General features: G+C 73.6%; 21 protein-coding genes. 6 read left to right on the forward strand and 15 right to left on the reverse strand.

The window, feature by feature from the left end; all coding sequences use genetic code 11:
* Window positions 1–10: 10 nt before the first annotated feature.
* The 4 genes from V2S66_RS16285 (at window position 11) to V2S66_RS16300 (ending at window position 4331) form a co-directional block, all read left to right on the forward strand.
* A complete protein-coding gene (locus V2S66_RS16285) occupies window positions 11–535 on the forward strand; it encodes a PadR family transcriptional regulator (RefSeq protein WP_330796031.1) in 525 nt (174 codons plus the stop codon).
* On the forward strand, window positions 532–1215 hold the full coding sequence (locus tag V2S66_RS16290; protein WP_330796033.1) for an ABC transporter ATP-binding protein: 684 nt from the start codon (window positions 532–534) through the stop codon (window positions 1213–1215). The genes V2S66_RS16285 and V2S66_RS16290 overlap by 4 nt, the downstream gene beginning before the upstream one ends.
* Window positions 1212–3695, forward strand: coding sequence for an ABC transporter permease (locus tag V2S66_RS16295; RefSeq protein ID WP_330796035.1), 2484 nt, complete (start codon window positions 1212–1214; stop codon window positions 3693–3695). The genes V2S66_RS16290 and V2S66_RS16295 overlap by 4 nt, the downstream gene beginning before the upstream one ends.
* 192 nt (window positions 3696–3887) lie before the next feature.
* Window positions 3888–4331, forward strand: coding sequence for a hypothetical protein (locus V2S66_RS16300; RefSeq protein WP_330796036.1), 444 nt, complete (start codon window positions 3888–3890; stop codon window positions 4329–4331).
* Here V2S66_RS16300 and V2S66_RS16305 read toward each other — a convergent pair whose 3' ends face one another.
* The 4 genes from V2S66_RS16305 to V2S66_RS16320 form a co-directional block, all read right to left on the reverse strand.
* Window positions 4332–5888, reverse strand: a complete 1557-nt coding sequence (locus V2S66_RS16305; protein WP_330796038.1) for an AI-2E family transporter — start codon at window positions 5886–5888, stop codon at window positions 4332–4334.
* Window positions 5889–6021: 133 nt separating this feature from the next.
* The gene (locus V2S66_RS16310) at window positions 6022–6690 is read right to left on the reverse strand and encodes an aggregation-promoting factor C-terminal-like domain-containing protein (protein ID WP_330796040.1); all 669 of its coding nucleotides are present in this window, start codon (window positions 6688–6690) and stop codon (window positions 6022–6024) included.
* Between the two features lie 406 nt (window positions 6691–7096).
* On the reverse strand, window positions 7097–8416 hold the full coding sequence (locus tag V2S66_RS16315; protein WP_330796042.1) for a PhoH family protein: 1320 nt from the start codon (window positions 8414–8416) through the stop codon (window positions 7097–7099).
* A 193-nt stretch (window positions 8417–8609) separates the two neighbouring features.
* Window positions 8610–9371, reverse strand: a complete 762-nt coding sequence (locus V2S66_RS16320; protein WP_330796044.1) for an isoprenyl transferase — start codon at window positions 9369–9371, stop codon at window positions 8610–8612.
* Window positions 9372–9502: 131 nt separating this feature from the next.
* On the opposite strand from V2S66_RS16320, the gene mgrA reads away from it, so the two are divergent.
* A complete protein-coding gene (gene mgrA / locus V2S66_RS16325; RefSeq protein WP_330796047.1) occupies window positions 9503–10546 on the forward strand; it encodes an L-glyceraldehyde 3-phosphate reductase in 1044 nt (347 codons plus the stop codon).
* Between the two features lie 83 nt (window positions 10547–10629).
* Here the strand turns inward: mgrA and V2S66_RS16330 are convergent, their stop codons facing one another.
* Window positions 10630–11814, reverse strand: a complete 1185-nt coding sequence (locus V2S66_RS16330) for a serine hydrolase domain-containing protein (RefSeq protein ID WP_330796049.1) — start codon at window positions 11812–11814, stop codon at window positions 10630–10632.
* Between the two features lie 81 nt (window positions 11815–11895).
* Window positions 11896–12681 carry an A24 family peptidase gene (locus V2S66_RS16335; protein WP_330796050.1) on the reverse strand — a complete coding sequence of 262 codons (786 nt, stop codon included), beginning with the start codon at window positions 12679–12681 and terminating at the stop codon, window positions 11896–11898.
* Window positions 12682–12704: 23 nt separating this feature from the next.
* On the opposite strand from V2S66_RS16335, the gene V2S66_RS16340 reads away from it, so the two are divergent.
* The gene (locus tag V2S66_RS16340; protein ID WP_330796052.1) at window positions 12705–13121 is read left to right on the forward strand and encodes a DUF192 domain-containing protein; all 417 of its coding nucleotides are present in this window, start codon (window positions 12705–12707) and stop codon (window positions 13119–13121) included.
* Window positions 13122–13163: 42 nt separating this feature from the next.
* Here the strand turns inward: V2S66_RS16340 and V2S66_RS16345 are convergent, their stop codons facing one another.
* The 9 genes from V2S66_RS16345 to V2S66_RS16385 form a co-directional block, all read right to left on the reverse strand.
* Window positions 13164–13691: a hypothetical protein gene (locus tag V2S66_RS16345; RefSeq protein ID WP_330796054.1), complete on the reverse strand. Its 528-nt coding sequence runs from the start codon at window positions 13689–13691 to the stop codon at window positions 13164–13166.
* A gap of 125 nt (window positions 13692–13816) precedes the next feature.
* Window positions 13817–14485: an OmpA family protein gene (locus tag V2S66_RS16350; protein ID WP_330796056.1), complete on the reverse strand. Its 669-nt coding sequence runs from the start codon at window positions 14483–14485 to the stop codon at window positions 13817–13819.
* 6 nt (window positions 14486–14491) lie between these two features.
* Window positions 14492–15079, reverse strand: a complete 588-nt coding sequence (locus V2S66_RS16355; RefSeq protein WP_330796058.1) for a hypothetical protein — start codon at window positions 15077–15079, stop codon at window positions 14492–14494.
* A gap of 31 nt (window positions 15080–15110) precedes the next feature.
* The gene (locus tag V2S66_RS16360) at window positions 15111–15698 is read right to left on the reverse strand and encodes a pilus assembly protein TadG-related protein (protein ID WP_330796186.1); all 588 of its coding nucleotides are present in this window, start codon (window positions 15696–15698) and stop codon (window positions 15111–15113) included.
* On the reverse strand, window positions 15695–15937 hold the full coding sequence (locus V2S66_RS16365) for a hypothetical protein (protein WP_330796060.1): 243 nt from the start codon (window positions 15935–15937) through the stop codon (window positions 15695–15697). The genes V2S66_RS16360 and V2S66_RS16365 overlap by 4 nt, the downstream gene beginning before the upstream one ends.
* 190 nt (window positions 15938–16127) lie before the next feature.
* Window positions 16128–17030, reverse strand: a complete 903-nt coding sequence (locus V2S66_RS16370) for a DUF5936 domain-containing protein (protein WP_330796062.1) — start codon at window positions 17028–17030, stop codon at window positions 16128–16130.
* Window positions 17031–17043: 13 nt separating this feature from the next.
* Window positions 17044–18030: a type II secretion system F family protein gene (locus V2S66_RS16375; RefSeq protein ID WP_330796064.1), complete on the reverse strand. Its 987-nt coding sequence runs from the start codon at window positions 18028–18030 to the stop codon at window positions 17044–17046.
* Window positions 18027–19361: a CpaF family protein gene (locus tag V2S66_RS16380; protein WP_330796066.1), complete on the reverse strand. Its 1335-nt coding sequence runs from the start codon at window positions 19359–19361 to the stop codon at window positions 18027–18029. Before V2S66_RS16380 ends, V2S66_RS16375 begins: the two co-directional genes overlap by 4 nt.
* A complete protein-coding gene (locus tag V2S66_RS16385) occupies window positions 19358–19678 on the reverse strand; it encodes a TadE/TadG family type IV pilus assembly protein (protein WP_413966409.1) in 321 nt (106 codons plus the stop codon). Before V2S66_RS16385 ends, V2S66_RS16380 begins: the two co-directional genes overlap by 4 nt.
* Between the last annotated feature and the right edge of the window lie 166 nt (window positions 19679–19844).

Below are 19844 nucleotides of genomic sequence, written 5' to 3' on the forward strand. Positions count from 1 at the left end.
TGTGCTCGGCATGTCAATCGGCCACACCCTGCTCGGACTTCTGGAGTCCGGCCCGCGCCACGGTTACGACCTCAAGCGCGCCTTCGACGAACGCTTCGGACACGACCGGCCGCTCGCGTACGGCCAGGTCTACTCGACGATGGCCAGGCTGCTGAAGAACGGCCTGGTCGAGGTCGAGGGGATAGAGCCGGGCGGCGGTCCCGAGCGCAAGCGCTACGCCATCACCGACGCGGGCGTCACCGACGTCGAGGGCTGGCTCGCGCAGCCGGAGAAGCCGGAACCGTACCTGCAGACCACCCTCTACACGAAGGTGGTCCTCGCGCTGCTCACCGGCCGCTCCGCGGCCGAGCTGCTGGACACCCAGCGCGCCGAGCACCTGCGGCTGATGCGCGAGCTGACCCGCCGCAAGACCGCCGGCGACCTCGCCGACCAGCTGATCTGCGACCACGCCCTGTTCCATCTGGAGGCCGACCTGCGGTGGCTGGAACTGACCGCGGCCCGGCTCGACCAGCTCGCCGCGGAGGTGACCGCATGACCACGGACCCGCTGCTCGTCGCCACCGGACTGCACAAGTCCTACGGCCACACCCCCGCCCTGGACGGCGCCGACCTCACCATCCGCTCCGGCGAGGTGGTGGCGGTGATGGGCCCGTCCGGCTCGGGCAAGTCCACGCTGCTGCACTGCCTGGCCGGCATCGTGCGGCCGGACTCCGGCGAGGTGCGCTACCGCGGCGAGGAGCTGTCGGCGATGTCCGACGGCGAGCGCAGCGCGCTGCGCCGCAGCGACTTCGGCTTCGTCTTCCAGTTCGGCCAGCTGGTGCCGGAGCTGACCTGCCTGGAGAACGTGGCGATACCGCTGCGGCTGAACGGCACCCGGCGGCGGGCCGCGGAGGCGGAGGCGGTGAAGTGGCTGGAGCGGCTGGAGGTCGCCGACGTCGCGGGCCAGCGGCCCGGCGAGGTCTCCGGCGGCCAGGGGCAGCGGGTCGCGGTGGCGCGCGCGCTGGTCAGCGGCCCCCGGGTGATCTTCGCCGACGAGCCGACCGGCGCCCTCGACTCGCTGAACGGCGAGCGGGTGATGCGGCTGCTGACCGAGGCCGCGCACGACACCGGCGCCGCCGTCGTGCTGGTGACCCACGAACCGCGGGTGGCCGCCTACTCCGACCGGGAGATCGTCGTGCGGGACGGGAAGTCGCGCGACATGGAACGGGTGTCATGACCAGCTCGCACGAGCCCTTCGCCGGCTTCGACGCGGCCGGCTCCGGCGGCGCCCCCGCCGCGACCGCCGCGGCCGGCGGTGGTCCCCGCGGTCCCGGCCGGGCCCCGGAACCCCCCGCCGGCCTGCGCACCTGGGCGCGCGACCTGTGGCTGGGCGCGCGCTTCGCCGCGGGCGGCGGCCGCGAGGGCTGGACCCGCACCGCGCTGACCGCGGTCGGCGTCGGCCTCGGCGTGGCGCTGCTGCTGCTCGCCGCCGCGGTGCCGGCCATGATGCACACCCGCGACGGCAAGCGGGTCGCCCGCGACACCGCGTCCACCGGCGTGCTGACCCGGCCGACCGACACCAGCCTGCTGCTCGCCGACGTGAGCACCACCTTCCGCGACAAGGACATCTCCGGGGTCCTGCTCCAGCCCGAGGGCGCCCGGGCCGGGCGGCCGCCGGGGGTCCGCGCCCTGCCGGGCCCGGGCCGGATGGTGGTCTCCCCCGCCCTGGGCAGGCTGCTCGCCTCCTCCCCGCTGCTGCGCGCGCGCATCCCGTACACGATCGTCGGCACCATCGGCCACGCCGGGCTGATGGGCCCGGCCGAGCTGTACTACTACGCCGGCAGCACCGCGCTGACCGCGCGCGACGCGGACTACCAGCACGGCGACGCGGACCGGGTCAGCGGCTTCGGGCACCGCAGCAACTCCGACGTGCTCGGGCCGACGTTCATGCTGCTGCTGATCGTCATGCTGGTGGTGCTGCTGCTGCCGGTCGCGATCTTCGTCGGCACCGCGGTACGGCTCGGCGGCGAGCGGCGGGACCGCCGGCTGGCCGCGCTGCGGCTGGTCGGCGCGGACATCCGCTCGACCCGCAGGATCGCGGCCGGCGAGGCGCTGCTCGGCGCGCTGCTGGGGCTGGTCTGCGGCGCGGGGTTCTTCCTGATCGGCCGGCAGCTCGCCTCGCACGTCACCATCAGGGACATCTCGGCGTATCCGGCCGATCTGACGCCGAACACCGCGCTGACCGTGCTGGTCGCGCTCGCGGTGCCGGTCGCGGCGATCGCGGTGACGCTGCTGTCGCTGCGCGGCACGGTCATCGAGCCGCTGGGCGTGGTCCGCCGGCACCTGGGGCGGCGGCGCCGGCTGTGGTGGCGGCTCGTGGTGCCGGCGCTCGGACTGGGCCTGCTCGCGCCGCTGTTCGGCACCGTCAGGGGCAACGCCGCGATGAACGAGTACCAGGTCACCGCCGGCACCGTCATGCTGCTGGTGGGCGTGACCACGGTGCTGCCGTGGCTGGTCGAGGCGGTGGTCGGCCGGCTGCGCGGCGGCCCGGTGGCGTGGCAGCTGGCCACCCGCAGGCTGCAGCTGAGCAGCAGCGCGTCCGCGCGCATGGTCAGCGGCGTCACCGTCGCGGTGGCCGGGGCGATCGCGCTGCAGATGCTCTTCACCGGCGTCAACGGCGACTTCGTCAGGTCCACGGGCGCCGACCCGGCCAGGGCGCAGGCCACGGTCGACACCGAGGGGGTCGGCATCGGCCGGCTGCGGCAGCAGGCGCAGGCCATCGCGGCGACCAAGGGCGTACGGCAGGTCTACGGCTACGTCGACTCGCGGGTCACCCAGGCGGGCGCGGCCGGGCTGGCCGACGCCTCGAACGACGCGTACATCCCGCTCGTCGTCGGCGACTGCGACTCGCTCGCCCAGCTGGCCCAGGTCACCGGCTGCGCGCCGGGCAGCGTCTTCGCGGTGCCGCCCACCGACGGCAACGGCGACGACGCCGCGATGAGGAAGTACGCGCGGCCCGGCATGCGGGTCGACCTCAACGCGCCCTACGGCGACGCCTACAGCGGAAAGCCGCGGCTGTGGACGATCCCGGCCGCGACCCGCACGGCGCCGGCCCGGATCGATCCGACCGGCAGCTACAGCTGGGGGGTGCTCGCCACCCCCGAGGCCGTCGGAGCGGCCGAACTGGCCTCGCCCAGCGCGCAGGTGATGGTGGGCCTGGACCCGCGGCAGCCGGACGCCGTCGAGTACCTGCGCAACACCGCCGCGGGGTTCGGCGTGGACAGCTACGTGATGAACATCAGCGGCACCGTCACCTCGTCGCAGTACGTCCAGCTGCGGCGCGCGCTCGTCGCGGGCGCCGCGCTCACCATGTCGCTGATCGGGGCAAGCCTGCTGGTGACGATGCTGGAGCAGTTGCGCGACCGCAGGAAGCTGCTGGCGGTGCTGGTCGCCTTCGGCACCCGGCGCAGCGCGCTGGCCTGGTCGGTGCTGTGGCAGACCGCGATCCCGGTGCTGCTCGGCCTGGTGCTGGCCTGCGCGGGCGGCATCGGCCTGGGCGCGGCGCTGCTGGCGATGGTCGGCAGCGCCTTCCACGTCGACTGGGGGGCCATGGCCACCATGTCGGCGGTCGGCGGCGCGGTGGTCTTCGCGGTGACGCTGCTGAGCCTGCCGCCGCTGTGGCGGATGATGCGCCCGGACGGCCTCCGCACGGAGTGACCCCGGCGGTGCACCGAGCGGGCCGCGGCACCTGCCGCGGCCCGCTTACATGACCGAACATCCCAGGTCAACGGCGCAATTGCGCCTCCCGATCGAGGGCAAAACAGTGGATCGGCGCGGCGTCACGTCCGTAGCATCCTTGCCCGAGGGTCTCGGGGGCCACCCCCGCCCCACACGACAACGGGAGTGAAGTTGAAGCGCGTTCTCCGCACCGTCGCACCGCTCGTCCTCGCCGCCGGCACCGTCATCGCGATACCCACCGTCAGCCACGCGGCCTCGGCGCCCTGTGCGGGCTACACCATCGACAACGACGCCGCGCAGCGCTACTACGACAGCAAGGGCGTCGCGGTGGCGACCTCGTACATCTACACCAAGGGCTCGCCGTACCTGGACTCGTCCCCGTCGTGCGCGGTGTTCTACGCGGAGGGCACGTACTCCACCGAGACGAAGTACATGGGCATCACCCTGTGCGACAACTACACCGCGACCGCCTGCGACACCGACCACGGCAACTACAAGGAGTACGCCGGGCCGGTCACCCAGGCGCACGGCGGCTGCGGCACCGTCCACGTGGTGATGCGCAACCCCGCGGGCACCACGATCGTCGACAGCTCGTACGGCATGCCCTGCGACTGATCACCCCGTGACGGGGGACGCGGCGCGGGGACCGGACGGCGGTCCCGTCCCCGCGCCGGGGTCCCGGTCCGGGTCGGCGCCGCCGCCCCCGCCACTGCCGTCTCCGCCGCCGCCGTCTCCGGCGTCGTCGTACGGGTCCTCGTCCCCGTCCTGCTCGCCGTCCTGCTCGCGGTCCTGGAACTGCTGCTCGAAGAGCGCGGCCTCCTCGGCGTCCGCGAGGGCCTCCGCCTCGGCCAGCAGCGCGCGGTTGTGCGCGCGCAGGTAGCCGACCACCGTGTTGCCGACCGCGACGAGCGGCACGGCCACCACCGCGCCGCCGATGCCCGCGACCAGGGAGCCGGCCGCCACCGACAGCACCACCGCGAGCGGGTGGACCCGCACCGCCCGGCCGAGGATGAACGGCTGCAGGATGTGCCCCTCGATCTGCTGCACGGCCAGCACCACGACGAGCACCATCAGGGCGGTGAACGGCCCCTGGGTGACCAGCGAGACGACCACCGCGACCGCGCCCGAGGCCACCGCGCCGACCAGCGGCACGAAGGACGACAGGAAGATGACGACGGCCAGCGGCACCGCCATCGGCACCCCGAGGAAGAAGATGCCGACGCCGATGAAGATCGCGTCGATCATCGCGACGATGACCGTGCCCCGCACGTAGCCGGTGAGGGTCTCCCAGGCCCGCGGGCCGGCCCCGGCCAGCCCGTCCCTCGCCGCCTCCGGGAAGAGCCGCAGCACCCAGTTCCAGATGTTGGGGCCGTCGTAGAGCAGGAAGATGGTGCTGAACATCGCCAGCAGCATCCCGGTGAGCAGCTCGACGAGGAACGTCACGCCCTGCAGGCCGGCGTCGGTGAGCTGCTTGGTGTTGTGGCTCAGCGCGTTGCTGAGGTTGTTGGCGACCTGGTTGATCTGGTCGTCGGTGACGTGGAAGGGGCTGTTCAGCAGCCACTTCTTGCCCTCGGAGATACCGTCCTGGAGGCTGCTCGACAGGTTGTCGATGTTGTCCATCACCTGCCACACCACGAACCAGCCGACCAGCCCCATCACGACGAAGCCGCCTATGCACACCAGCGCGGTGGCCAGCGACCGCGGCACTCCGGCCCGCTTCAGCCGCGCCACGAACGGCTGCAGCAGCGCGGTGATGAGCAGGCCGGCGACGAAGGCCAGCACCACCAGGCGCACCGCGCCGATCACCCGCATCAGCACCCAGACGGTGCCGGCCAGCACCAGCAGCCGCCAGCCCACCTCGGCGGCGACCCGCATGCTCCACGGCACCACGGCGCCCGGGTCGACCCGCGCGGGCCGCCGGGGCGCCGCCCTGCGGGCGCGGGCGGCGGGCGCGGGGGCGGCGGCCGGCGGCGGCTCCGGGGCGGGCGGCGTGCGGCCCTCCGCGCGGGCCGGGGAGCCGGCGGGCGCGGACACGGCGACGGGGGCCGCGTCCGCGGCCCCCGTGACGGCCGCGTCGCGTGCGCTGACGGCGGCCTGCCGTTGCTCGATGCGCCGGGCCAGGTCCGCCAGCCCGTGGGCCAGCGCGGCACTCCAGTGGCGCTTGTCCGGCATGGTGCTCTCCCCTGACCCCTCAGGCCGTCCATGACAGCGCCGCTGTGGCACTGCTGTGGAGGACGACGTTACCCGGGTTCCGGGTTGCTCCGCCGGGGAGGACGTCCGGGCTCACGACCGGACGGCACGAAGGTCAGTACGAGTGGTGGACCTGCCAGTAGTCCCACGCGCCGCACGGGCTGCCGTACCGGACGTTCATGTAGTTCAGGCCCCACTTTATCTGCGTGGCCGGGTTGGTCCGCCAGTCGGAGGCCACCGAGGCCATCTTCGTGCCGGGGTTCGCCTGCACCAGGCCGTACGCGCCCGACGACGGGTTCGTCGCGGTGTAGTCCCAGCCGCTCTCGCGGGTCACGATGTTGGAGAAGCAGGCGAACTGCCCGCTGCCCACGATCTGCTGGGCCATCGCCTTGACCTGCGCGGTGCTGTACGAGGCCTGGATCGCGAAGCTGGCCCGCGCGTTCCCGCGGCTGGCTGCTTCCTCCCGTGCCTTGGCCGCCTTCTCGTCCGCGGCCTTCTTCTTGGCCGAGGCGTCCTTGGCGGCCTGCACACGGGCGGCCTGCTCTGCGGTCTGGCGCGCTGTCGCGTCCGCGGCGTCGGACTGAGCCAGGACCTGCTCGGTCAGCGAGGCCTGCTGAACCTGCTGCCCCTCGGGGATGTCCGCGAGGAGGGTGGTCGTGCCGGCGGCTTCCACGGGCTCGCTGCTGCCCTGGTCGGCGCCTGACGCGACGCCGACGACGGCGCCCACAGTGGTGACCGCGGTGGCCGATGCCACCGCGAGCCCCCGGACCGAGATCCGGCTCACACGGTTTCCTTCCGGAATCGCCCGCTCGGTGACCGCACGGACGAAATCGTGCCCCTGGCGCGGTCCCCCTGGTCCGGTCCGCCGTACGGGCCGGTCGGTCACGAGGGTACTGGCCCGGTGCGAAGTCCGTTGCGGAATCCGCGTGTTGCGCGGGCGGCTCATGGCGGTCGATGTGTATTTGTGTGGAGCTGGGTTCCGTTGCCCGAGGGCGCTGGAGTGCCATGAGCGGGGCCTGACAGCCTCACACCCTGCCGTACGGGGACGCGTCGCGGCAATTTCCGGTTGAGTGGCAAAGCTCACACGCTGCGGACGGGCGCAATTCCCGGCCGTACCGGCCCGGAAACGCTAGGCTGCTGCGCCCCTTCGCGGGGCGCAGCAGCCTCAACTCGTGCGATAAACGGTCAGATCACCCGACGCCGTCTTCCAGCATCTCCGTCACCAGAGCGGCGATCGGCGACCGCTCCGAACGGTTGAGCGTCACATGGGCGAACAGCGGATGGCCCTTCAGCTTCTCGACCACCGCGACCACGCCGTCGTACCGCCCCACGCGGAGGTTGTCCCGCTGCGCCACGTCGTGGGTGAGCACCACCCGCGAGCCGGCGCCGATCCGGGACAGCACCGTCAGCAGCACGTTCCGCTCCAGGGACTGGGCCTCGTCCACGATCACGAACGCGTCGTGCAGCGAGCGGCCCCTGATGTGGGTGAGCGGCAGCACCTCCAGCATGCCGCGCGCCACGACCTCCTCGATGACCTCCTTGCTCGACACCGCGGACAGCGTGTCGAAGACCGCCTGGGCCCACGGGCTCATCTTCTCCGCCTCGGTGCCCGGCAGGTAGCCGAGCTCCTGGCCGCCCACCGCGTACAGCGGCCGGAAGACCATCACCTTGCGGTGCTGGCGGCGTTCGAGCACCGCTTCGAGGCCCGCGCACAGCGCCAGCGCCGACTTGCCGGTGCCGGCCCGGCCGCCCATCGACACGATGCCGACCTCGGGGTCGAGCAGCAGGTCAAGGGCGATCCGCTGCTCGGCGCTGCGGCCGTGGATGCCGAACGCCTCGCGGTCGCCGCGGACCAGCCGCACCCTGCCGTCCGCGGTGACCCGGCCCAGCGCCTTGCCCCGCTCGGACTGCAGCACCAGACCGGTGTGCACGGGCAGGTCCGCGGCCTCGGGCAGGTCCACGGACTCCTGCGCGAAGAGGGTGTCCACGTCCTCCGCGGAGACCAGCAGTTCCTCCATTCCCGTCCAGCCCGAGGTGATCGCCAGCTCCGCGCGGTACTCCTCGGCCAGCAGACCGACCGAGGACGCCTTCACCCGCAGCGGCAGGTCCTTGGAGACGACGGTGACGTCGTACCCCTCGGCCTGGAGGTTGCGGGCGACGGCGAGGATCCGCGAGTCGTTGTCGCCGAGCCGGAAGCCCGCGGGCAGCACCCCGGGGTCCGAGTGGTTGAGTTCGACCCTCAGCGTGCCGCCGATCTCCCCGATCGGGATCGGCGCATCGAGCCTGCCGTACCTGATCCTGAACTCGTCGAGCATCCTCAGCGCCTGGCGGGCGAAGTAGCCGAGTTCGGGATGGTGGCGCTTGGCCTCCAACTCCGTCACCACGACGACGGGCAGCACGACCTCGTGCTCGTCGAAGCGGGTGATGGCGTTGGGGTCGGCGAGCAGCACGCTGGTGTCGAGTACGTACGTGCGCCGGTCGTGATCACGGCGATTCTTGCTGGTCACCACGTGTGGACGAACCCCCTCGGGAGAGGTGAGTCTGCGGTCCGGCAGCCAAGGTCCGGATGCCGGTCTGCCCTTGATATGCCCGGATAGGACCGCACCCATGCGAATGCATATGACAGTCGTCCGACCGTCATCGACCGGTCACCGACCGCTCACCGCGGCTTTCGCCGCGCTCCCCGCCCACCGCCCGCCGGCGTCACGAACCGTAGCGGCGGTGCCGGGCGGCGTAGTCCCGCAGCGCCCGCAGGAAGTCGACCTTGCGGAACGCGGGCCAGAAGACCTCGCAGAAGTAGTACTCCGAGTGGGCGCTCTGCCAGAGCATGAACCCGGACAGCCGCTGCTCGCCCGAGGTCCGGATCACCAGGTCCGGGTCGGGCTGGCCGCGGGTGTAGAGGTGCTCGGCGATGTGCTCGACGTCCAGGATCTCCGCCAGGTCCTCGATCGAGGTGCCGCGGCCGGCGTGCTCGTGCAGCAGCGAGCGGACCGCGTCGGCGATCTCCTGGCGCCCGCCGTAGCCCACCGCCACGTTGACCAGGATGCCGGTCACGCCGTCGGTGGCCTGCTCGGCCTCCTTCAGCACGGACTGGGTCCTGGCCGGCAGCAGGTCCATCGTGCCCACGTGGTGCACCCGCCAGCGGCCGGTCGCGGCCAGCTCGGTCACCGCGTCCTCGATGATGCCGAGCAGCGGCACCAGCTGGTCGGCCGGGCGGTCCAGGTTGTCGGTGGACAGCAGCCACAGGGTGACCACCTCGACCCCGGTCTCCTCGCACCAGCCGAGCATCTCGGAGATCTTGTCGGCGCCGGCCCGGTGGCCCTGCTCGGGGCTGCCGCCGGACGCCTTGGCCCAGCGCCGGTTGCCGTCCAGGATCACGCCGACGTGCTTGGGGCCCTGGGACACATCGAGTCTGCGTTCCACCCTGCGGGAGTACAGCCCGTACACCAGGTCGCGCAGATTCATCGCGTACCAGCCCCTCCTGCGCTCGTCGCCCGCCGGCCACACTACTGCGCGAACGCCCTTGCGGACGAACCGGGGCGCGGCAGGGACGGGCGGGTAGTAACCGGTTCAACCGCTCGTGATAAGCAGGAAGCGTGAACATCAGAGACCTCTACCGCGCCTCCGACGAGCGCTACGACTCGATGGAGTACCGCCGCACCGGACGCAGCGGGCTGAAGCTGCCCGCCGTCTCGCTCGGCCTGTGGCACAACTTCGGCGACGACCGCACGCTCGACTCGCAGCGGGCGATCCTGCGCCGCGCCTTCGACCTCGGCGTCACCCACTTCGACCTGGCGAACAACTACGGCCCGCCCTACGGCGCCGCCGAGGCGAACTTCGGCACCCTCTTCGCCCAGGACTTCCGCCCCTACCGCGACGAGCTGGTCATCTCCAGCAAGGCCGGCTACGACATGTGGCCCGGCCCGTACGGCGAGTGGGGCTCCCGCAAGTACCTGCTGGCCTCGCTCGACCAGTCGCTGTCCCGGATGGGCCTGGACTACGTCGACATCTTCTACTCCCACCGCTACGACCCCGAGACCCCGCTCGAGGAGACGATGGGCGCGCTGGCCACCGCGGTCCAGCAGGGCAAGGCGCTCTACGTGGGCATCTCCTCCTACGGTCCTGACCGGACCCGCGAGGCCGCGCGCATCCTGCGCGAGATGGGCGTGCCCGCCCTCATCCACCAGCCGTCGTACTCGATGATCAACCGGTGGATCGAGGACGAGGGGCTGCTCGACGTCCTCGCCGAGGAGGGCATGGGCTGCATCGGCTTCGTGCCGCTGGCCCAGGGCCTGCTGACCGACCGCTACCTCGACGGCGTGCCGGAGGGCTCGCGCGCCGCGCAGGGCAAGTCCCTCGACCCGGCGCTCGTCAACGACGAGACGGTGGCGCGGCTGCGCGCGCTCAACGAGGTCGCGGCCGGCCGCGGCCAGTCGCTCGCCCAGCTCGCCCTGTCCTGGGTGCTGCGGGACCCCCGCGTCACCTCCGCGCTGATCGGGGCGTCGTCCGTGCGCCAGCTCGAGGCGAACGTCGCCGCCGTCGGGGCCGCGCCGCTCACCCCCGAGGAGCTGGCCGAGATCGACCGCCACGCGGTCGAGCCCCCCGGCGTCAACCTCTGGTCCATCAGCTCCGAGGCGTAGCCCTCCCGCCGGGCGCGGGCCCGTGTGCACCGGGGCGCGGGGCGGCGGCGCCCCGCGCCGGGGTGCCGCGCTACGCCGCCCGCTCAGGGCCGGGCGGCGTAGCGCCAGGACGACTCCAGGAGCCGGGCGGGGGCGGCGGGGCCGCCCAGCTCGACCTGGGTCAGGAGCACCGCGACCGTGCCGGTGGACGGCGTGACGTACGCCGACGTGCCGGACCCGCCGACCCACCCGTACCGCCCCGGCACCGCGCCGGGCCGGTCCGCGGTGAGGTCCACCCCGCCGCCGTACCCCCACCCCTGGTCCTGGAGGAAGAAGCCCGCGCCGGAGCGCTGCTCCGCGGTGAGGTGATCCGTGGTCATCCGCCGCACCGACTCCGGGGTGAGCAGCCGCCGGCCGTCCGGGCCCGCGCCGCCGGCCAGCAGCATCCGGCCGAAGGCCAGCAGGTCCTCCGCCGTCGAGACCATCCCGCCCGCGCCGGACGGGAAGGCGGGCGGCACGCTCCACTGCCCGTCCGGCCCGTCGACGCGTTCGAGCGGGCCGTCCGCCGTCGGCCGGTAGTACGTGGTGAACCGGCCGAGCTTCGCCGCCGGCACGTGGAAGCCGGTGTCGTCCATGCCCAGCGGCGCGCACAGCCGCTCCGCGAGGAGATCGCCGAACGGCTGCCCGGTGACCCGCGCGACGAGCGCGCCCTGCAGGTCGGAGCAGGTGTTGTACAGCCACGCCTCGCCCGGCTGGCGCAGCAGCGGAATCCGGCTGAGCTGGGCCAGCCAGGTGTCGAGCGGCGGCACCAGCGCCGGCTGCGGCGGCGCCTGCTTCAGCACGCTGAACAGCGGCACCACCGCGGGCAGCGTGAAGTCCTCGGGGAAGCCGTACCCGGCCCGCGAGGTCAGGACGTCCTCGACGGTGATCGGCCGCGCCGCGGGCACCACGTCCTCGACGGGGCTCCCGGGGGTGCGGACCACCACGCGGTCGGCCAGCTCGGGCAGCCACCGCTCGACGGGGTCGCCGAGCTTGATCCGGCCGTCGTCGACCAGCACCATCACCGCCGCGGCGGTGAGCGGCTTGCTGACGGAGGCGATCCTGACGATCGTGTCCCGGGCCATCGGCGCGCTGCCCTCGGTGTCGGCGAAGCCCGCGGCGGCGCGCTCCACCCGCTCGCCGCGTGCCACGAGCGCCACCGCGCCGGGCACGCCGGCGGCGTCGCGGTCCAGCAGTTCCTGCAGCGTGCCCGGGGAGGCCGGGGAGGTCGGGGAGGTCGGGGAGGTCATGGGAACACCCTCCCGCGGCCGCGGCGCGAGCGCACGCCCCCGTACGGCGCCGTCCGGCCCGTACGCCCCCGTGCGGCGCCCTCACGCGGCGAGCAGCACCGCGCCGAACGCGCCGAGCAGCATGAACGGCCCGAAGGGGATGGGGCTCTTGCGGTTCGCCCGCCGGGTGAGCAGCAGCACCAGCCCGGTGAGCGCGCCCAGCAGGAAGCCCGCGAAGGTGCCGAGGAAGACGGCCTGCCAGCCGTACCAGCCGAGCGCCAGCCCGAGGGTGGGGGCGAGCTTGACGTCCCCGAAGCCCATGCCGACGGGGTTGACGAGGAACAGCACGAGGTAGAGCACGCCGAGTGCGGCGGCGGCGATCAGCGCGCGGGTCCAGGAGCCGTCGTGCCGGGGCAGCAGTGCGGCCAGCCCGAGCAGCAGCGCCGCCCCGGCCGCCGCGGGCAGCGTGAGCACGTCGGGCAGCCGGAAGACGAGCAGGTCGACCCGGGCGAGCAGCAGGCCGGCCGGGGCCAGCAGCAGCCACACGCCGAGTTCGGGCCGCGCGCCGACGGCGTGGGCGAGCGCCGCGCAGGCCAGCGCGCAGGCGAGCGCGAGGACCGGTCCAGGACCGTAGCGTCCGTCCGCGCGGACCGGGGCGGCGACGTCCTCGGCCGCGGTGGCGTCGACGGTCGCCGCCGCGCCGCCGGCCGGCCGCGCGCACGCCCGGCAGCGGGCCGGTCCGAGCCAGCCGCCGACCGGGTGGCCGGCGGGGCAGGCGCCGGCCCACGGCTGCTCGGGCTCGACCGCCAACCGGTAGGCGGCGCGCGGCAGAAGGAGCCCGCTCACCCCTCCCCACACGGCGGCGGCCGCGATCAGATAGACATGCACCGGGCGACCGTACAGGAGGGGCTTTGCGGCGACACTGGCAGGACGGGGAGGCGACGCTTCACGCGCCCGCCGCCGAGGTGCCGCTGCGGATCGCGGCCTCCTACCGCGCCCGTACCCGCGGCCTGCTCGGCGTGGACGGCGTCGCGGGCGCGCTGCTGCTGACGCCCGCGTCGAGCGTGCACACCGTGCGGATGCGGTTCGCGATCGACGTCGCCTACCTGGACCGGCGGCTGCGGGTGCTCGCGGTCCGCACGATGCCGCCGGGCCGGGTCGGCCGGCCCCGGCTGCGCGCGCGGCACGTGCTGGAGGCGCAGGCCGGCGCGATGGCGTCGTGGGGCGTCGTCAGGGGGGCCCGCCTGGAGGTCGTCGGCGAAGGCGGCCGCGAGGAGAGCGGCGAAGACGGCGGCGGCCTGCCGCCGGCCGGCCGCCCCGGACCGTGACGCGGACCTGACGCGGGCTGCGCGGTCGGCGCGGGCGAGCCCTCAGGATGCGGCGCGCGCCGGTAACTCGATGCCGTTGACGATCTCGGCGAGCAGCGTCCGGTCGTGCCCGGCGCCGTCCACCGCCCAGGCCCGGACGGTGAGCGGGCGGCCCGCCCCGTCCCGCAGCCGGACCTCCACATGGCCGGCCGGGCGGCCGTCGGGCGCGGGCCCGGCGTAGCTGGACACCCGGGCGGTACGGCCGTCGATGGTCAGCGTCTGGCGCCGCGCGTCGGCGGGCACCGCGTCCGGCCCGGAGTCCGCCGCGGGGGCCGAGTCCGCCGCGGGTCGCGCTGCCGCGGCGACGGTGAGCGCGGCGTCGGTGCGGCCGCGGGGGCCCGGCAGCACCGCGCCGCCGGGGGTCGCCCGCCAGGTCTTGGGCAGCGCGACCGCGATCGGTCCGTGCCGCTGGTACCGCCACCCGTCGGGTGCGCCCTGCCCCACCGCGCACCCGGCGACGCCGCTCAGCACGAGAGCGGCCGCACCGGCGGCCGCGGCGTTTCGTCCGCTTCTGCTGCACTTCTCCCGCATGCGGGCAATCTACGGCCCCGCCACCCCCGGGAGGGCAAAAGAAACGGGCCGGTTCGCAGGGGGGAGAGCGAACCGGCCCGAGGGGGGGAGTTACACCGTACCGCGTCCGGCGCGCGCTCACGGCCTTACGCACCAGGTGGCGTGAAAGTGATCTCGACCCGCCGGTTCTGGCGCCGTCCGGTCTCGTCGGTATTGTCCGCAATCGGATAGTCCTCGCCGTAGCCCCGTACCTGGAACGTGTGCGAGGCATCACCCAGTGCGGTCAGCTCCATTGCCAGGACTTTGTACACCGCGTTCGCGCGCGCCTTCGACAGGACGTCGCCGTGCTCGCTGCTGCCCAGATCGTCGGTGAACCCGAAGACACGAATGGGTGAGGAGACGTGCCGCGCGTTGATGTCGTTCGCGATCGCCTGGATCCGGGAGGTCGCGGAGGCGGAGAGCGTCGCGCTGTCCCTGGGGAAGAGCACCTCGGACTGCAACGCGTAGGTGACCGTCGAGTTGGACGTCTCCTGGCGCTGCTCCGGCTGGCTGGCCGCGACCGTGCTCTGGTCGGTCACCGACACGACGTCGAGCACCTTCGGCGGGGCCAGGGTGGCGCCCTCCGGGAGCCGCAGGTTCGGTGAGGCGGTGTTGATCGGCACCGGCGCGGAGGGCGCGGGCTCGCCCGCGCTCGGCGGCGGATTGTCGTCCGCGACCGCCGTCCCGGCGCCGGCCGCCAGCACCAGCACCACCGCCCCGATGGCCGCGGCCGTCCTCGCGTGCTGCCTCGCCTGCCGTCCTGCCCGCTGCCTCATCGGGGCTCACCCCTCCCCGTCGGAGAGGGTGATCTTCGCCGGCGGCATGGTGGGCAGCTCGAACTCCACCTCGGTCGTGGCGGTGGGCGGGGAGGGGAACTGGGCGAAGAAGGGGCGGGTCTCCTTGGGTTCGAGGCCGATCAGGCCCATGGTGCACAGGCAGCGCCCGTCGGTGTCGCGCAGGACGTAGTAGCGCTTCTTGCCCGCCTCGTCGACGAGCACCGCTCCGGCGACGGAGGGCCCGGACCGCACCAGGGCGGTCTCCTGCCCGCGCCAGGCCACCGCGTTGAAGGACGAGGTGCCGTTGTTGGTGATGGCGCCCTGCACCGTGACGAAGCCGTCCTGGTCGCGGACCGCGGAGCTGACCGTCACCAGGACGTCCTGCTCGCCCTTGATCTGGGCGAGCACCTGCGTGGGCGTGGCGGACGGCGACGCGGGGTCGGCTCCGCCGGCCTTGCCGGCCTTGGTGGCGCTCGCCGTCGCGGACGGCTTGGCGTCGTCCTTCTTGCCGCCGCCGCTCCCGCAGCCCGCGGCGACCATGACCACGGCCGCGGCCAGCGCCGCCGCTGCCGCCGCCCTTCTGGTGTGTCCCATCACTCCCCGATCCCTCACCGCTCGTCCGCCCTCACTTGCTCAGGTGCACGGAGAAGAAGGCCGACAGGTCCAGGACGAATCCCGGTGCGGTGGGGTCCACCGCCAACGGCCCGTTCCGGCAGCTGAAGTTCACCGTGTGCCCGCTGGTGTCGCCGACATGGCAGCGCGGTTCCACCACCGCGGTCGCCGTCGCCTTCCCGTGCACGTCCTCGGAGCCCTTGACCACGCTTCTGCCGACCGTCCCCCGGGTGACCACCTGGACGGTGAACCCGGGCGGATCGGCCACCGGGACGCAGGGCCCCAGCGAGGCGTGGTTCTGCTCCGCGTACGCGCTCGCCGCGCCGCAGGGGTCGCCGGCCCCGGTGACCTTCGCCAGCAGGTCGCCGATCGCCGTGCCGTCGCCGGCCAGCAGCGCCGCGAGGAAGGCGTCGTGGACGTCGTCGCGCTCCTGGCGTGCGGCAGCGAGCGCCGCCGCGTCCGCCGCGGTCTGCGCGCTGTTGCGCGTCACCGCGGCCTGGCCCACCGCGAAGTACGCGAAGGCCAGGAAGAACAGCGCCGCCATGGCGACGATGTAGACCCCGATGGTCTGCCCGCGGTCGCCGTGCGCGGCGCGGCTCAGCCGGCGTCGGTGATCGCCTTGATCTTGTCCAGGATCGCCTGGAGGATCGTGTCGCCGATGCTGGTGGTCCCCGCCAGCACTCCGATGATCACCACGATGACCACCGCGATGCCCAGGTATTCCAACGACGTCTGACCCCGGTCCGCCGTCCCCGCGACCGTCCGGGCCGCGAGGCGCCCCGTACGGTCGCGGAGCCAGGCTCCGGTGACGGTGTAGCGCTGAAGTGCCCACCTTTTCATGCCTTTTCGCCCCATCCCTTGTCACCTGGCTCCTCACTGGCCGTACCCTCGCCCAGTCGAACCACCACCGGCCGCGTCGATGCCCGTCACGCCAGCATGACGGTTGATCACGTTCGGTGGCACCCCCGTCACGGTTCCGTCTCCCCCGCCGGGGCGGAGTTCATCCCGGGGACACGCCGTGTGTGTGCGCTCATCCGTTGCCCCCGAAGAGATCGCCGAAGTGGATCTGGCTGCCGATGACGGTCCCCGCGATCAGCAGGATCATGGTCGCCGGGACCAGCAGCATGGTCACCACGACGGTGGCGCGCGGCACCATGCGGGCCGCGCGGCGGCGGGCGTTCTGCGCCTCGGTGCGGCGCATGTCGGCGGCGATCTGCAGCAGCGTGCGGGCGATCGGCGCGCCCAGCTCCTCGCCCTGCTGGAGCGCGGTGACGAACTGCGCCACCTGGTCGCTGCGGTTGCGGCGGCGCAGCTGGTCGAAGGCGTCCCTGCGGCTGACACCGACGTCCAGTTGGCGCAGCGCGATGCGGACCTCGTCGGACCAGGGGCCCTGGTAGACGGCGTTGACGCGCTCCAGCGCCTGACGGAAGCCGAGCCCGGCGCTGACCACGACCGCGAGCACGTCGAGGAAGTCGGGCAGGGTGCGCTCGATGTCGTCACGGCGGCGCCGCAGCGCCAGCCAGATGCCGACGTCGGCCCACCACCAGGCGTAGCCGAGCAGCAGCAGCGCGAACAGCCAGCTGCCGCGGGTGATCAGCAGCAGCGCGGCGAAGCCGCCGAGGGCGCCGTAGACCGCGCGGCGGGCCGCGTACCGCTCGACGGTGAGGCCGTACGGGTGCCCCGCGTGCTCGATCCTGGCGCGCATCCTGGCCACCCTGGCCGGGCCCATCAGCCGCATCACGGCGGGCGCCCAGCGGATGCCGAGGCGGTCGACGGCGTTGCCGGTACGGGTGGTGCGGGTGCTGCCGACCTCCAGGGCCAGCCGCAGGTCGTCGGGGAGTTCGACGTCGGCGCGCAGCAGGCCGATCGCGTGGACGACGCCGAAGAGGGCGGCCGCCAACGCCACGGCGAGTCCGATTCCTGCCAGGGTCATCGCGGTCGTCTCCTCACACGTCGATCCGGGACATCCGGCGGATCAGCGCGAAGCCGACCACGTAGAGCCCGAGGGAGATCAGCACGCAGATCCGGCCGACGTTCGAGCCGGTCATGGCGCTCAGCGAGCCGGGCATGATGCGGTCGATCAGCAGCAGCGAGCCGAGTCCGATCACCGGGACCGCGTAGGCGGTGACGGTGACCTGCGACATCTGGGTGCGGACCTCGCGGCGGGTCTCCTTGCGCTCCTCCAGGGTGACGGTGAGGTTGCGCAGCGACTCCACCACCGAGCCGCCGGCCCGGCTGGACAGCACCAGGGTGGACACCAGCACGATCAACTCCCGGCTGGGCAGCCGCTGCTGGAGTTCGGCGAGGGCGTCCTCGACCGAGCTGCCGAGCGCCATCGCGTCCGCGACCTGCTTCAACTCCTCGCCCGCCGGGGCCTCCAGCTCGTCGGCGGCCATCGACACCGCGGTGCGCAAGGCCAGGCCGGCCTGCGTGGCGTTGGCCAGCACCCGCGCGAGGTCGGGTAGTTGCGCGATGAACCGCTCGGTGCGCACCCGGCGCCGCCACTCCAGGAAGGAGTAGCCGGCCCAGGCGGCGATCAGCCCGGCGATCGGCCCGAAGAACGGCGCGAGGACCAGCGCCGCGGCCAGCCAGGCGGCGGCGACCAGGCCGGCCACCGCCGCGGTGAACTGCCCAGGCGTCAGGCTGGTGCCGGTCGCGGCCAGCCGGCCGGCGAGCCGGCGCCCCCACCGGTAGCGGCGCACCCTGCGGTCGAGGGCGGCGAACGGCACCTGGCCGCGCGGGTCGCCGGAGCCGGCGCCGCCGGCGAGGCGTTCGACAAGCGCGGCCCGGTCGGCGCGACCGCCCCGCCAGGCGTGCAGGCCCCACACGCCGAGCACCAGCGCGCCGGTGCTCACCACCAGCACCAGCAGCGGGTACGGGCCCGCGGCGAAGTCGGTGGCCGCCAGCGGGGCTTGGGCGGCGGCGGCGCTCATCTCGCCTCCCGGCTGTCGAGTTCGAGTTCGGAGGCGCCGACGCCGAAGGCCGCCGGGACGTGCTCACCGGCCAGGTAGAGGCGTTCGCCGAGCTCGCGCGGCAGCGGGTGGTGCTCGTACCAGCCGCGCACGATCCGGTCCACGCCGAGCGGTTCGGCGCGGAAACGGGTGGCGGAGGTGAGCCGGAAGACGTCCCGGCCGCGCGAGGACAGCGTGGCGATCTCGTCGATCCTGCGGGTGCCGTCGACGTGCCGGTGCAGCTGGACGATCACGTCGACGGCCGAGTTGATCTGGTCGCGCAGCGCCTCGAAGGGGATCTTGACCTCGCTCATCGACGCGAGCGTCTGCAGCCGGAGCACCGCGTCCTCCGCGGAGTTGGCGTGCACGGTGGCCAGCGAGCCGTCGTGGCCGGTGGACATCGCCTGGAGCATGTCGAGCGTCTCGCCGCCGCGGACCTCGCCGACGATGATCCGGTCGGGGCGCATCCGCAGGCTGTTGCGGACCAGGTCGCGGATGGTGATCCGGCCCTCGCCCTCGACGTTCGGCGGGCGGGACTCCAGCCGGATCACATGCTCCTGCTGGAGCTGGAGCTCCGCCGCGTCCTCGACGGTGATGATCCGCTGGCCGTCGGGGATCAGCCCGGAGAGCGCGTTGAGCAGGGTGGTCTTGCCGGAGCCGGTGCCGCCGCTGACGATGATGTTGCAGCGGGCGCGGACGAACGAGGCGAGCAGCATCAGCATGTGCTCGTCCAGCGCGCCCAGGCCGATCAGCTCCTGGAGCGTGTACGCGCGCGGGAAGCGGCGGATGGTGAGCGTCGGTCCGGTCAGGGACAGCGGCGGGATGATGACGTTGACCCGCTCGCCCGAGGGCAGCCGGGCGTCGACCATCGGATTGGACTCGTCCACGCGGCGGTTGACGGTCGAGACGATCCGCTCGATGGTCTGCAGGAGCTGCTCCGCCGAGGAGAAGCGGGCCGCCACCGCCTCGACCCGGCCGCCGCGCTCGACGTAGATCCGGTCCGGGCCGTTGACCATGATCTCGGTGATCGAGGGGTCCTCGAGCAGCGGTTCGAGGATGCCGAGGCCGAGCGCCTCGTCGACCACCCGGCGGATCAGCGCGGCGCGCTCCGTGGTGGACAGCACCGGGCCCTCGCGGCTGATGATGTGGCCGAGGACGCGTTCGAGGCGGGCCCGGCGCTCGGCCGCGGCCAGCGCGGACATCTCCGCGAGGTCGATCTCCTGGAGCAGCTTGGCCCGGTAGACGGCGACCAGGTGACCCTCCTGGGTCTGCGGGGCCGTCTCCTCGGTGGCGATGCGGGCGCGGAGACTCACGGCGACGCGTCCTCCTTCGGCATGGTGGCGGAGCGGGTGACCGGGCCGAAGATCGTGATTCCCGGGAGCACGGAGGGGACCCGGACGGTGGCCGTCGCCTTGACGGCCCTCGCGTCGTCGGCGGGCGGGAACCCGATCGCCGGGTTCACCCAGCCGCTGACCGCGTCATGGCCGGCCGCCCCGGCGTCCGGGTGCGGGTCCGGCTCCGCCGCGGTACGGGCGGCGGTGCGCGCGGCCGTGCCGGCCTGCTCGGCGCAGTAGGCGACGATGCCGAGTTGGATTCCGGCGAGGGCGATCAGCAGGAGGAACGGCAGCATGCCGAGGTATTCGAGGGACGCCAGGCCGAGGTCCTCGCGGTTGCGGGTGGGGCGCCGCCCCTTCCGGTTCGCTGTCGGCCGCGCCCCCGTCGTGGCTGGCCGCGCGGTTCCCCGCGCCCCCTCAGGGGGCTGCCCCTGCGCGGTCGGCCGCGGCTCTGCTACCGGT

Source organism: Actinacidiphila polyblastidii (assembly GCF_036353415.1).
GTDB classification, from domain to species: Bacteria; Actinomycetota; Actinomycetes; order Streptomycetales; family Streptomycetaceae; genus Actinacidiphila; species Actinacidiphila polyblastidii.